The organism is Nitrogeniibacter mangrovi (assembly GCF_010983895.1).
In the GTDB taxonomy this organism is placed as follows: Bacteria; Pseudomonadota; Gammaproteobacteria; order Burkholderiales; family Rhodocyclaceae; genus Nitrogeniibacter; species Nitrogeniibacter mangrovi.
The window spans coordinates 2,007,570-2,020,811 of the sequence record NZ_CP048836.1; the positions used below are offsets into that span (position 1 = coordinate 2,007,570).

General features: G+C 63.2%; 10 protein-coding genes and 2 tRNA genes. 10 read left to right on the forward strand and 2 right to left on the reverse strand.

The features are described from left to right. Positions 1 to 31: 31 nt before the first annotated feature. The 7 genes from clpP (at position 32) to G3580_RS09240 (ending at position 7,124) form a co-directional block, all read left to right on the forward strand. Complete coding sequence (clpP, locus tag G3580_RS09210; RefSeq protein ID WP_228720822.1) at positions 32 to 652, forward strand: ATP-dependent Clp endopeptidase proteolytic subunit ClpP; 621 nt, start codon at positions 32 to 34, stop codon at positions 650 to 652. Positions 653 to 672: 20 nt separating this feature from the next. Then, positions 673 to 1,941, forward strand: a complete 1,269-nt coding sequence (gene clpX, locus G3580_RS09215; protein ID WP_173764969.1) for an ATP-dependent Clp protease ATP-binding subunit ClpX — start codon at positions 673 to 675, stop codon at positions 1,939 to 1,941. An 86-nt stretch (positions 1,942 to 2,027) separates the two neighbouring features. Then, positions 2,028 to 4,448 (forward strand): endopeptidase La, encoded by a 2,421-nt coding sequence (lon, locus tag G3580_RS09220; RefSeq protein ID WP_173764970.1) that lies wholly within the window; start codon positions 2,028 to 2,030, stop codon positions 4,446 to 4,448. Positions 4,449 to 4,639: 191 nt separating this feature from the next. After that, the gene (locus tag G3580_RS09225) at positions 4,640 to 4,912 is read left to right on the forward strand and encodes an HU family DNA-binding protein (RefSeq protein WP_173764971.1); all 273 of its coding nucleotides are present in this window, start codon (positions 4,640 to 4,642) and stop codon (positions 4,910 to 4,912) included. 25 nt (positions 4,913 to 4,937) lie between these two features. Next, positions 4,938 to 5,013 (forward strand) — tRNA-Val (locus tag G3580_RS09230). Positions 5,014 to 5,026: 13 nt separating this feature from the next. After that, positions 5,027 to 5,103: transfer RNA gene (locus G3580_RS09235), tRNA-Asp, on the forward strand. A 116-nt stretch (positions 5,104 to 5,219) separates the two neighbouring features. After that, a complete protein-coding gene (locus tag G3580_RS09240) occupies positions 5,220 to 7,124 on the forward strand; it encodes a SurA N-terminal domain-containing protein (protein ID WP_173764972.1) in 1,905 nt (634 codons plus the stop codon). A gap of 64 nt (positions 7,125 to 7,188) precedes the next feature. On the opposite strand, the gene G3580_RS09245 is transcribed toward G3580_RS09240, so the two are convergent. Next, positions 7,189 to 7,980, reverse strand: a complete 792-nt coding sequence (locus G3580_RS09245) for an enoyl-ACP reductase FabI (protein ID WP_173764973.1) — start codon at positions 7,978 to 7,980, stop codon at positions 7,189 to 7,191. Between the two features lie 113 nt (positions 7,981 to 8,093). On the opposite strand from G3580_RS09245, the gene G3580_RS09250 reads away from it, so the two are divergent. Genes G3580_RS09250 through G3580_RS09260 form a run of 3 tightly spaced genes read left to right on the forward strand, consistent with a single transcriptional unit; the run spans position 8,094 to position 12,645 of the window. Then, positions 8,094 to 10,283, forward strand: a complete 2,190-nt coding sequence (locus tag G3580_RS09250) for an ABC transporter substrate-binding protein (protein ID WP_173764974.1) — start codon at positions 8,094 to 8,096, stop codon at positions 10,281 to 10,283. Continuing rightward, entirely contained in the window at positions 10,283 to 11,260 is a 978-nt protein-coding gene (locus G3580_RS09255; RefSeq protein ID WP_173764975.1) for an ABC transporter permease, read from the forward strand. The genes G3580_RS09250 and G3580_RS09255 overlap by 1 nt, the downstream gene beginning before the upstream one ends. Next, positions 11,257 to 12,645 carry an ABC transporter permease gene (locus G3580_RS09260; protein WP_173764976.1) on the forward strand — a complete coding sequence of 463 codons (1,389 nt, stop codon included), beginning with the start codon at positions 11,257 to 11,259 and terminating at the stop codon, positions 12,643 to 12,645. The genes G3580_RS09255 and G3580_RS09260 overlap by 4 nt, the downstream gene beginning before the upstream one ends. Before the next feature lie 10 nt (positions 12,646 to 12,655). On the opposite strand, the gene G3580_RS09265 is transcribed toward G3580_RS09260, so the two are convergent. Next, the gene (locus G3580_RS09265; protein ID WP_173768724.1) at positions 12,656 to 13,228 is read right to left on the reverse strand and encodes a putative metalloprotease CJM1_0395 family protein; all 573 of its coding nucleotides are present in this window, start codon (positions 13,226 to 13,228) and stop codon (positions 12,656 to 12,658) included. Positions 13,229 to 13,242: the final 14 nt, after the last annotated feature.

Consider the following 13,242-nt stretch of genomic DNA (forward strand, 5'->3'; position numbering starts at 1 on the left):
CCGACCAACACGACGAACCGAGTAACAGACGATGATGAGTGACTGGAATCCGCAGGCCCTGGGCCTGGTCCCCATGGTGGTGGAACAAAGTGGGCGTGGCGAGCGCGCCTACGACATCTACTCGCGTCTGCTGCGCGAGCACGTCGTGTTTCTCGTCGGGCCCGTCAACGACGCCACGGCCAACCTGATCGTGGCGCAGATGCTCTACCTGGAGTCCGAAAACCCGGACAAGGACATCTACTTCTACATCAACTCCCCCGGTGGCTCGGTGACCGCGGGCATGGCGATCTACGACACCATGCAGTTCATCAAGCCCAACGTGAGCACCCTGTGCATCGGCCAGGCGGCGAGCATGGGGGCGTTCCTGCTGGCGGCAGGGGCCAAGGGCAAGCGCTTCTGCCTGCCCAACTCACGCATCATGATCCACCAGCCGCTGGGCGGTTTTCAGGGGCAGGCCTCGGACATCGAGATCCACGCCCGGGAAATCCTCACCCTGCGCGAAAAGCTCAACGGCATGCTGTCGCACCACACCGGTCAGCCCATGGAGCAGATCGAAAAGGACACGGATCGGGACAATTTCATGTCCGCCGAGCAGGCAATGAGCTACGGTATTGTTGACAAGGTGCTCAGTTGCCGCGCTGATGCGGCCTGAAGACAGGACGAGAGGACGCCATGACGGATAAGAAAACGGGCGGCGAAAAGCTGCTGTACTGCTCGTTTTGCGGAAAGAGTCAGCATGAGGTTCGCAAGCTCATCGCGGGCCCCTCCGTCTTCATCTGCGACGAGTGCATCGAGCTGTGCAACGACATCATCCGGGACGAACTGGCTGTCGACCATCCGGGTGGCGAAGCGGGCTCGGATCTGCCCACGCCGAAGGAAATCTTCGACATTCTCAACCAGTACGTCATTGGCCAGTCGCAGGCCAAGCGCATCCTGGCCGTGGCGGTGTACAACCACTACAAGCGCCTGCGCCACCTCGACGGCACCAAGGACGATGTCGAACTGGCGAAGAGCAACATCCTGCTGATCGGGCCCACCGGCTCGGGCAAGACGCTGCTTGCGCAGACGCTCGCACGCCTGCTGAACGTGCCGTTCGTGATGGCCGATGCGACGACGCTCACCGAAGCGGGTTACGTGGGTGAGGACGTCGAGAACATCATCCAGAAGCTCCTGCAAAAATGCGACTACGATGTGGACAAGGCTCAGCAAGGCATTGTTTACATTGACGAGATCGACAAGATTTCGCGCAAGTCGGACAACCCGTCGATCACCCGCGACGTGTCCGGCGAAGGTGTCCAGCAGGCCCTGCTCAAACTGATCGAGGGCACGGTTGCCGCGGTGCCGCCACAGGGCGGGCGCAAGCACCCGAATCAGGACTTCGTCCAGATCGACACCACGAACATCCTGTTCATCTGCGGCGGCGCCTTCGACGGTCTGGAGAAGGTCATCCGCGATCGTACCGAGCAGGCCGGCATCGGCTTTGGCGCCGAGGTGCGCAGCAAGCAGGACAAGTCCGTTTCCGAGACGCTGATGCAGGCGGAACCCGAGGATCTGGTGAAGTTCGGCCTGATTCCCGAGTTCGTCGGCCGCCTTCCCGTGGTCGCCACCTTGAAGGAACTCGACGAGGAGGCGCTCGTCACAATTCTGACAGAGCCCAAGAATGCGCTGGTCAAGCAGTACGGCAAGCTGTTCGCGATGGAAGGCGCCGAGCTCGAATTCCGCGAAGGCGCGTTGCGCGCCATTGCGCGCCGGGCGCTGAAGCGCCGCACCGGTGCGCGCGGTCTGCGGTCCATCCTCGAAGGGACGCTGCTCGACGTCATGTACGACCTGCCCGGCATGGACAACGTGGAAAAAGTGGTGATCGACGAGGGCGCCATCGACGGTTCGTCCCAGCCCATGATTCTCTTCGCCGACCAGCAGAAGGTCGCCGGATCGAACTGATCGGGGTCGCCCCCGGCCTCGGGTGGGCTTGAAAATTTCTCATGGGCCCGCACATAGGCCCATGACCCCAATCAAAGGAACAAATCATGTCTGGCATCCAGGAGTTGCCGCAGGAGCAGATGGAGCTGCCGCTCCTGCCGCTGCGTGATGTGGTGGTTTTCCCCCACATGGTGATCCCGCTGTTCGTGGGACGCCCCAAGTCAATCAAGGCGCTCGAAAACGCAATGGACGCGGGCAAGAGCATTCTCCTCGTGGCGCAGAAGTCCGCCGCGCAGGACGAACCGAGCGCCGACGACCTCTACGAAACCGGCTGCGTCGCCAACATTCTGCAAATGCTCAAACTCCCCGACGGCACCATCAAGGTGCTGGTCGAGGGGGTTCAGCGTGCGCATATCGACAGCGTCGAGGATCTGGGGACGGTGTTCTCCGCCAAGGCGACGCCGGTGCCGGTCGAAGAGGGCGCCTCGCACGAGGTCGAAGCCATGCGCCGGGCGATCATTGCGCAGTTCGACCAGTACGTGAAGCTCAACAAGAAGATTCCCCCGGAGATCCTCACCTCCCTGGGCGGCATCGAGGAGCCGGGCCGGCTGGCCGATACGATTGCGGCGCATCTGCCGCTCAAGCTCGAGCAGAAGCAGGAAGTGCTCGAGATGTCGGACGCCGTCGAGCGTCTGGAGAAGCTGCTCGCCCAGCTGGAGTCCGAACTGGACATCCTGCAGGTGGAGAAGCGCATCCGCGGGCGCGTCAAGCGCCAGATGGAAAAGAGCCAGCGCGAGTATTACCTCAACGAGCAGGTCAAGGCCATCCAGAAGGAGCTCGGTGAAGGGGAAGACGGCGCGGATCTCGAGGAGCTCGAACGCAAGGTCAAATCCGCGGGCATGACCAAGGAAGCGCTCACCAAGGCCAACGCCGAACTCAAGAAGCTGCGCCTGATGTCCCCCATGTCGGCCGAGGCCACCGTGGTGCGCAACTACATCGAGACGCTGGCGGGGCTGCCGTGGAAGAAGCGTTCGCGCATCCACAAGGATCTGAAGGAAGCGCAGAAGGTGCTCGACAAGGAGCACTACGGCCTCGAGCGGGTCAAGGAGCGCATCGTCGAGTATCTGGCCGTTCAGCAGCGCGTGGAAAAACTCAAAGGCCCGATCCTCTGCCTGGTCGGACCTCCGGGTGTCGGCAAGACCTCGCTTGGGCAATCCATCGCACGGGCGACCAACCGGAAGTTCGTACGCATGTCGCTGGGCGGAGTTCGGGATGAAGCCGAGATCCGCGGTCATCGGCGCACCTACATCGGTTCGATGCCCGGCAAGATTCTCCAGAACATGACCAAGGTGGCGGTCAAGAACCCGCTGTTCCTCCTCGACGAGGTGGACAAGATGGGGCAGGACTTCCGCGGCGATCCTTCGTCGGCGCTCCTCGAGGTCCTCGATCCGGAGCAGAACGCCACCTTCGTCGATCACTACGTCGAGGTCGAATTCGACCTGTCCGACGTGATGTTCGTCGCCACGGCCAACACGCTGAACATTCCGGCGCCATTGCTCGACCGGATGGAAGTCATCCGGCTGTCCGGCTACACGGAAGACGAAAAGGTCAACATCGCCGAGCGCTATCTGCTGCCCAAGCAGATGCGCAACAACGGTCTGAAGAAGACCGAGATGACGATCACCGACGACGCGATGCGTGACATCGTGCGCTACTACACCCGCGAGGCAGGTGTACGGGGCATGGAGCGCGAAATCTCGAAGATCTGCCGCAAGGTGGTCCGCTCGCTGGTGTTGCGTAGCCGAAAGTCCAAGATCGTCGTCAATGCAAAGACGCTCGATAAATACCTGGGCGTGCGCCGATACGCCTACGGCGTGGCCGAAAAGGAAAATCAGATCGGTCAGGTGACGGGTCTGGCATGGACCGAAGTCGGTGGGGAACTGCTCACCGTCGAGGCTGTAGCGTTGCCGGGCAAGGGCAAGATCATCAACACCGGCAAGCTCGGTGAGGTGATGCAGGAGTCCATTCAGGCGGCCCTCTCCGTCGTGCGTCGCCGTGCCGAATCGCTGGGGATCGTGGAAGACTTCTACCAGAAGAAGGATATCCACATTCACCTGCCGGAAGGTGCGATTCCGAAAGACGGCCCATCGGCCGGCATCGCGATCGCCACCTCGCTGGTGTCGATCCTCACGGGTATTCCGGTGCGGTGCGATGTCGCCATGACCGGCGAGATCACGCTGCGCGGTGAAGTGCTCGCCATCGGCGGTCTCAAGGAGAAGCTGCTGGCGGCGGTGCGCGGTGGTATCACCAAGGCGTTGATCCCGGAAGAAAACGTCAAGGATCTGGTCGATATCCCCGAGAACATCAAAAATGCGCTCGAGATCGTTCCGGTCAAGTGGATCGATCAGGTGCTCAAGCATGCGCTCGAGCGAATGCCGGAGCCGTTGCCCCCCAAGGGGGAGCAAGGTGATACGCCGGTCGCCAGCCCCGATCCGGGCGATGCAGAGCATGGCGTAAGAGCTCACTGACGCAACTCAACGACGGCCGCCTTGTGCGGCCGTCGTCTTTTCGTCACGCCCCCCGCGTTGCGGCGCGCCTTGACATTGGCAAAAATCGCACGCTATAACCTCTGTGCGCATCAGGCTGAAACGCCGTTGTCACAAAGCTCAGGGGCGTTGCCGATGATGCGAAATCCACACCAGAAAAGAAGGGGACATTTGTGAACAAATCCGAATTGATCGATCAGATTGCCGATGATGCCGAGATCTCCAAGGCCGCGGCGGGTCGCGCGCTGGATGCCGCCATCAATGCCGTGTCCAAGGCCCTGAAGAAGGGAGGAACGGTGACCCTCGTAGGCTTCGGTACATTCTATGTCGGCAAGCGCGCCGCCCGTACCGGACGCAACCCGCGTACCGGGGCCGCCATCAAGATCAAATCGGCCAAGGTGCCCAAGTTCCGCGCTGGCAAAGCGCTCAAGGATGCAGTAAACTAGCGCGCTTTCGGGCGTAGCCCGGCGCGGGTGCTTAGCTCAGTTGGTAGAGCGTCGCCCTTACAAGGCGAATGTCGGCGGTTCGATCCCGTCAGCACCCACCAGCGCGAAGGCGCCGGAGTGGTAGTTCAGTTGGTCAGAATACCGGCCTGTCACGCCGGGGGTCGCGGGTTCGAGCCCCGTCCACTCCGCCAGCGATCAAAAAAGGCGAGCACATGTTCGCCTTTTTTTTTACTTAAATTTGACCTGAAGCCAAGCGGGGTTACACTCCCGTCTTCGCTCTCTCTGGCTCAATTTCCCGGTCGATCCCATGTTCGAGGCAGTTCGTAACAACAAACGCATCGCGCAGCTCATTCTCGGCGTGATCTCGCTTACTTTTGCTTTCTGGGGTGTCGAGTCCTATCTCAAGGACCGCACCGGTGGTGACGAGGTGGCGTCCGTCGGCGGCACCAAGATCAGTGTCTTTGATTTCCGGAATGCGTTGAGAAATCAGCAGGATCGCATGCGAGCCGCCAGCGATACGCCCGTTGATCCGGAAACCTTTCAAAATCCCCTGTTCAAGCGCGCCGTGCTCGACAATCTGATCAATCAGCGCGTACTGGCGATCTATGCCGCCGAGCACAGCCTCTCGGTGACCGACGAGCAACTGCGGGACACCATCGCGGGGATTCAGGCCTTTCAGGAGAACGGTCAGTTCTCGATGCAGCGCTACGAGCGCGCCGTTCGCGCCCAGGGCCTGACCGTTCAGGGCTTCCAGGAGAAGCTCCGGGCGGATCTTGAAAATCAGCAGGTCGTGACCGCGGTCAGTGAGGCCTCGGTGGTGCCTGAAGGCGTGATTTCACGTTTTCTCGAGGCTCAGCTCGAGGAGCGTACGGTCCACATGGTCCAGCTCACGGCGGATGAGTTCACCCAGCAGGTTCAGGTCGATGCGGACGAGGCCCGGAAGTATTACGACGAGCATAGCGCAGACTACGCGCAGCCGGCCAAGATCAAGGCCAGCTACGTGGTGCTGACGCCGGATGCGGTCAAGTCCCAGGTGAAGGTGAGCGAGGACGAGATCCGGGCCGAATACGAACAGCGCAAGGGATCCCTCGGTACGCCAGAAGAGCGCAAGGCGAGTCACATTCTCATCGAGGTGGCCACCGATGCTCCCGAAGCCGACGTCAAGGCGGCGAAGGCGAAGGCGGAAGCACTGCTCGGCAAGATCAAGGCGAATCCCGACCAGTTCGCGGCGCTGGCCAAGAGCGAATCGAACGATCCGGGGTCCGCGGCGAAGGGAGGAGACCTGGGTTACTTCGGTCGTGGCGCCATGCTGGCGCCGTTCGAAAAAGCGGTGTTCGATGCCAAGACCCCCGGTTTGATTCCCGAAATCATCCGCACCGAATTCGGATTTCACATCATCCGTCTTGACGACATCCGGCCGTCCACGACACCGTCTCTCGAGGCCATGCACGACAAGATTCGCGACGACCTGATCGCGAAGGCCGCCAACCGCCGTTTCCTCGAAGTGGCCGAGCAGTTCGCCAACATGGTCTACGAACAGCCCGACAGTCTCCAGCCTGCGGCTGATGCCTTCGGGCTCAAGGTCGAACAAACCAAGGGCTGGATCGATGCGAAGGCGACGGGCCTGGGCGGCCACGAGAGCGAGGCCCTGGTGCGTGCGCTGTTCTCGGATGACGTGCTCAAGGACAAACACAACACCGACGCCATCGACGTGGGCGACAACACGATGATGGCGGCACGCGTGGTCGCCCACGAACCGGCACGTCAGCGCAGCTTCGACGAAGTGAAGAGCGAAGTCGAGGACACGCTGCGCAAAGACAAGGCGGCCGAACTCGCGGTCAAGCAGGGCGAAGCCAAGTTGGCGAAACTCCAGGCGGGCGAGTCGCTCGCGCTGAAATGGGGCGACGAGTTCAAGCTCAAAAGGGGCGTGGCCACCTTGCCGCCCCATCTGATGGCCGCGATTTTCTCGGCGGCGGCCAGTCCGTTGCCGGCCTATACGGGGGTCGAACTGGCTGGTGCCGGGTATGCCTTGTTCCGAATCGACGCGGTGAAGGACGCCAAGGTCGAGAAGGGCGACGAACGGCTCAAGACCATCGGTCAACAATACGCCCAGCTGTTGGGCACGCAGGACCTGCGGGCCTTCCTGAATGCGCTGCGCGAGCGTTACGAGGTCAAGATCAACGCGTCGGCCTTGGCGAGCGACGAAGGCTGAGGGTGTGTCTCGGCCAACAAAAAGCCCGGCTGCTGCCGGGCTTTTTTGTTGTCGGGTCGCTGGCTCAGCCCTGCTCCGGATTCCCCAGCGCGGTGGTATTGAAGCCACCGTCAACATACATGATCTCGCCCGTGATGCCGCTGGCCAGGTCCGAGCTGAGGAAGGCGGCGGCGTTGCCGACTTCGTCGATGGTCACGTTGCGCCGTAGTGGGGCGTTGTGCTCGTTGAACGCGAGCAGTTTGCCAAAACTGCCGACGCCGGAGGCCGCGAGGGTCTTGATCGGGCCGGCGGAGATGCCGTTGACACGGGTGCCTTCCGGTCCGAGGCAGACGGCCAGATAACGCACCGAGGCTTCCAGGCTCGCCTTGGCCAGCCCCATGATGTTGTAGTTGGGCATGGTGCGCACGGCGCCCAGGTAGGACAGCGTCAGCAGCGAGCCATTGCGCCCGGCAAGCAGGGGGCGGGCGGCCTTGGCCAGCGCCGGAAAACTGTAGGCACTCACTTCCTGAGAGATGCGGAAGGCTTCGCGGGACAGCCCGTTGAGGAAGTCGCCTTCGAGTGCCTCGGTCGGCGCATAGGCGATGGAGTGAACCACGCTGTCCACGCCGCCCCAGACGTCACCGATCCGCGAGAACAGGTCATCGATCTGCTTGTCTTCCTGCACATCGAGCGGCATCACCAGCTCGCTGCCGAAGTCGTTCGCCATCTTGGCCACACGATCGTGGAAACGGTCGTTCTGATAGGTGAAAGCCAGTTCGGCGCCTTCGCGGTGCATGGCGCGGGCGATGCCGTAGGCAATCGAACGGTTGCTGAGCAATCCGGTGATCAGGATCCGTTTGCCGGAAAGAAAACCCATTTTCTCCAGTCTCCATTGAGCAGATCGGCGGATTATAGCTGATCCGCATCGTGCTTCGGCAGGCCCGGGTGCGCCGATGCAGCTTTTGACGTGCTTCGGCTACACTCACGCACATGCGTTCTGTGCATCGGCTGCTCGCTCGTGTCGTGATCTGCCTCGTCGTCCCGGCGCTGCTGGCCGCCTGCGGCCGTGCTTGGAACGACCCGTATCCGGCAGCCGAGGCGGGCAAGAACATCCTCTATGCGGCCTTTACCGCCAAGCCCAAGCATCTCGATCCGGTGCAGTCCTACACCGAGGACGAAGCGACCTTCCTCTACCAGATCTACGAGCCGCCGCTGCAGTATCACTACCTGAAGCGGCCGTACACCCTGATTCCCGGATCGGCAGCGCGCATGCCCCGGGTGACGCGCTACGATCGGGCAGGGGCGGTGCTGCCGGACGATGCGCCCAACAGCGCGGTCGATCATACGGTCTTCGAGATCGAGATCCGTCATGGTGTCCGCTATCAGCCCCATCCGGCCTTTGCGCTGCGCCCCGACGGTGCCCCCGCCTACGTCCCCATGCCCGCCGCGGTGCTGGAGAAGGTGAACACGATGGGCGATTTTCCGCTCACCGGTACGCGGGAGCTGGTGGCGGACGATTTCATCTATCAACTCAAACGCCTGGCGTCGCCGCAGCTGCATTCGCCGATTCTCGAGCTCATGAGCGGCTATATTCCGGGGCTCAAACGCCTCCACGAGCAGCTGGTGGCCGCAGCCAAGGGCTTGCCGGAAGACGCCTGGCTCGATCTGGACGAATTCACGCTCGACGGGGTCGAGCGTGTCGACCGCTACACCTACCGGATTCGCGTGAAAGGGGCCTATCCGCAGCTGTTGTACTGGATGAGCATGCAGTTTTTCGCCCCTGTACCACGCGAGGTCGACCGCTTCTTCCATCAGCCCGGCATGGCGGCGAAAAACCTGACGCTGGATTGGTGGCCGGTTGGCACCGGCCCGTACATGCTGGTGGAAAACGATCCGAATGCACGCATGGTGCTGGCGCGCAACCCGAACTACCGCCACGAGACCTATCCGTGCCAGGGCGAGCCCGAGGATGGCCCGGCCGGCCTGCTGGCCGACTGCGGCAAGCCGATCCCGTTTCTCGACGAGGCGGTCTTCACGCGGGAGAAGGAAAGCATTCCGTACTGGACCAAGTTCCTGCAGGGGTATTACGACGCCTCGGGCGTGTCCTCCGACAACTTCGACCAGGCCGTCCAGATCAGCGGCGAAGGCGAGGTGAGCCTGAGCGACGAGATGCGGGACAAGGGCATCGAACTGGTCACCTCGGTGTCGCCGAGTCTGTTCTACATGGGCTTCAACATGCTCGATGGCGTCGTGGGTGGCGACAGCGAACGGGCACGCAAGCTGCGCCTGGCGGTATCCATCGTCATCGACCAGGAGGAATTCATCTCCGTGTTCCTCAATGGGCGCGGGACGCCGGGCATGGGCCCGATCCCCACCGGCATCTATGGCAGCGAGGAAGGCGAGGCCGGCATCAATCCGTTCGTGTACGACTGGAAGGACGGCCATGCGGTCCGCAAGCCGGTCGCCGAAGCGAGGCAGTTGCTTGCCGAGGCGGGTTACCCCAATGGTCGTGACGCAAAAACCGGCGAACCGTTGGTGCTGTATCTGGATACCACCACCGGCGGCATGGGCGACAAGGCCTACTCGGACTGGCTCATCAAGCAGTTCCACAAGATCGACGTGCAGCTGGTGGTGCGCGCCACCGACTGGAACCGCTTCCAGGACAAGCTGCGCAAGGGCAGCGCGCAACTGTTCTTTCTCGGGTGGAACGCCGACTACCCCGACCCGGAGAATTTCTTCTTCCTGCTGCACGGGCCGCAGAGCCGGGTGACGAGCCAGGGCGAAAATGCCGCCAATTACCGCAATCCGCGCTTCGATGCGCTGTTCGAGAAGATGAAGACCATGCGCAACGGACCGGAGCGGCTGGCCATCATCCGGGAGATGAACCACATCGTGCAGCATGATGCACCCTGGATCTTCGCCTATTATCCGAAAGCCTACGTGCTCCAGCACGGCTGGATGAAGAATCGCAAGCCGGGCAAGATCATCCGCAACACGCTCAAGTACCAGCGTGTCGACCCGGCGCTGCGCGCGCGCGAGCGCGCCGAATGGAACCAGCCGGTGCTGTGGCCGCTCGGGCTGCTCGCGCTGGTCGGTGCGGCAATCGTCCTGCCCGCGCTGCGGCGGTACCGCGCACATGAGCGCACCACGGCCGCCACCCACGAGACGGGGAGGGGCTGATGTTTGCCTATCTGGTCCGTCGCCTGCTCTACACGCTCCCGATCCTGATCGGCGTGAACGTCATCACCTTCGCGCTGTTCTTCGTCGTCAATACGCCCGACGACATGGCGCGGATGCAGCTGGGCACCAAACGGGTCACACCGGAGGCCATCGAGCGCTGGAAGGTGGAGCGGGGCTATGACAAACCCCTTTTCTTCAATGCGGGGGTATCGGGCACGGCGAGGGTGACCGACACCATCTTTTTCGAGAAATCGGTGCGCATGTTCGCCTTCGATTTCGGTCGCGCCGAAGACGGGCGCGACATCGCGCGCGAGATCAGGATGCGCATGGGCCCGTCGCTGTCCATCGCCATCCCCACGTTTCTGCTCGGCTTGTTCGTGACCGTGAGCTTCGCGCTCATGCTCGTGTTCTTCCGCGCCACGCCGCTCGATTTCTGGGGGGTGGTGCTGTGCGTGGCGATGATGTCCATCTCCAGCCTGTTCTACATCATCGGCGGGCAATGGCTCATCTCCAAGGTGTGGCATCTGGTGCCCATCAGCGGCTACGACGGCGGGCTCGACGCGCCGCGTTTCCTGATCCTGCCGGTGATTCTCGGCGTCATCTCGGGTATCGGCAGCAGCACACGCTGGTATCGCACCATCTTCCTCGAGGAAATCTCGCGTGACTACGTGCGCACGGCACGGGCGAAGGGCCTCTCGGAGCTGGTGGTGCTGTTCCGCCATGTGCTCAAGAACGCCATGATTCCGATTCTCACCGGCGTGGTGGTGGTCATTCCGATGTTGTTCATGGGCAGCCTCATCATCGAGTCCTTCTTCGGCATTCCCGGCCTCGGCAGCTACACCATCGACGCCATCCAGTCGCAGGACTTCGCGGTGGTGCGCGCCATGGTCTTCATCGGCTCGGTGCTCTACATCATCGGCCTCATCGCCACCGACATTTCCTACACGCTCGTCGACCCGCGGGTGAGGCTGCAATGATCGAACACGGCTTCGAACCGGTCGTCCTGTGGACCGATGCGCTGTTTTTCGCGCTGCTGGTTGCCATGGCCGGCGGGCTCTGGCACGCCTGGCGCAGCCCGCCGCTGCGCGCCCAGTGGCAAAAGGTGACCGGTCGCGCCACGGGCATGTCCGCCATCGTGGTGCTGCTGGCCTTCCTCGTCATCGGCGTGCTCGACAGCCTCCATTTCCGCGCCGCGTTGGCGCCCACCGAAAACACGTCGCAGACGGTCTACTCGACCGAGGTCAATAGCGTGCTCGACCTGTTGCTGGCCCGGCAGCGCCAGGAAAACGAGCGGACCTACTCGGCCCCCCTGGCCACCCACGCCTACGTCAAGGACACCATCGAGCTGCCGGGCGGCGGGCAGGCGCGCGAATACCCGCGGCTGCGCTATGGCGGTGCCGGACTCGGCGAGGGCGGTGACGCCCATCGGGAAGACGTGCTCGAGCGCGTCGCCATCGGCATCGGCCTGGGGGCGGCCGCATCGGTCGCCGCGCTGGTGCTGGTGGGCGCGGGGGTCGGCGGACCGCTTACGCTGCTGCGCGGGCGCACGCGCCTGGCCTGGCGTGCGGCCTGGGTGACCTTCTCGATCATTGCGCTGGTCACCGGCGTCCTCTATTCGCTGGCGCAGGGCTATCACGTCTTCGGCACCGACAAGGTCGGCCAGGACGTGCTCGTGCTCACCCTCAAGAGCGTGCGCACCGCGCTCATGATCGGCACCCTCACGACCCTGGTGACCCTGCCGATCGCCATTGCCCTGGGCATCATGGCCGGCTACTTCGGCGGCTGGGTGGACGATGTCATCCAGTACATCTACACCGTGCTCAACTCGATTCCCGGGGTGCTGCTGATCGCCGCCGCGGTGCTCATGATGCAGGTGTTCATCGAACTGCACCCGGAATGGTTCTCCACCGCGGCGGCGCGCTCCGACGCCCGGCTGCTGGCCCTGTGCGTGATTCTCGGCATGACCAGCTGGACGGGTCTGTGCCGGTTGCTGCGCGGCGAGACGCTCAAGCTGCGCGAGCTCGAGTACGTACAGGCGGCGCGCGCCTTCGCGGTGCCGACGCCGAAGATCCTGCTCCGGCACATCCTGCCCAACCTCATGCACATCGTGCTGATCGCCCTGGTGATGGACTTTTCCGGGCTGGTGCTGGCCGAGGCGGTGCTTTCCTACGTGGGCATCGGTGTGGATCCCACCATGGCCAGCTTCGGCACCATGATCAACGCCGCGCGCATGGAACTGGCGCGCGACCCGATGGTGTGGTGGTCACTGGCCGCCGCCTTCGTGTTCATGTTTGTGCTCGTGCTCGCCGCCAACCTGCTGGCCGATGTGGTGCGCGACGCCTTCGATCCGCGCGCGGGCTGAATCTGCGCCCTCAGGCGAACAGGTTGAATCGGCCAACGGTGTCCCCGGCCGATCGGGTGTAGGCGTCGATCGCACGGCGCGACGGATCGGGCGCGGCCCCCGTGCTGCCTTGGGCATCGGTTCGCTGGGTGATCAACTCGCGTTGCGCCTCGGCCATCATCTGCGCCGCCTGGGCTGCCACGCGGTAGTCCTGGGCGGAGGGATCCGCGGGTGCCAAAGCGGCACGACGGACCTGCTCGGCGCGGCTGAGGGTTTCTTCCGGTGTGCGCCCGGGCGACAGATCGATCGACACTTCACCGGCCACGGCGTACAGCTTGCCGTTCGGGCCCCGCTCGGTCTGGAAATTGGCGCCGCCTTGCGCCAGCCCGCCCGCTGCGGCCAGATGGGCCGCCTCATGGGCACGTACCCGCCGATCCGTCGCGGCCAGTTCGGCCGCTGCCTGCGCCGAGGTGTCCGGGTTCGGTTTGCCGCCCGCGCCCCGCGGGATCCCATGCCCGGTGTCATCGGCGCGATCCGATGCGTTCGCATGCGCGCTGGGAGCGCGTTGCGCGATGTTGACGACGGAAGGGAGAGCGGAAATCATCACCAGGCAGACGG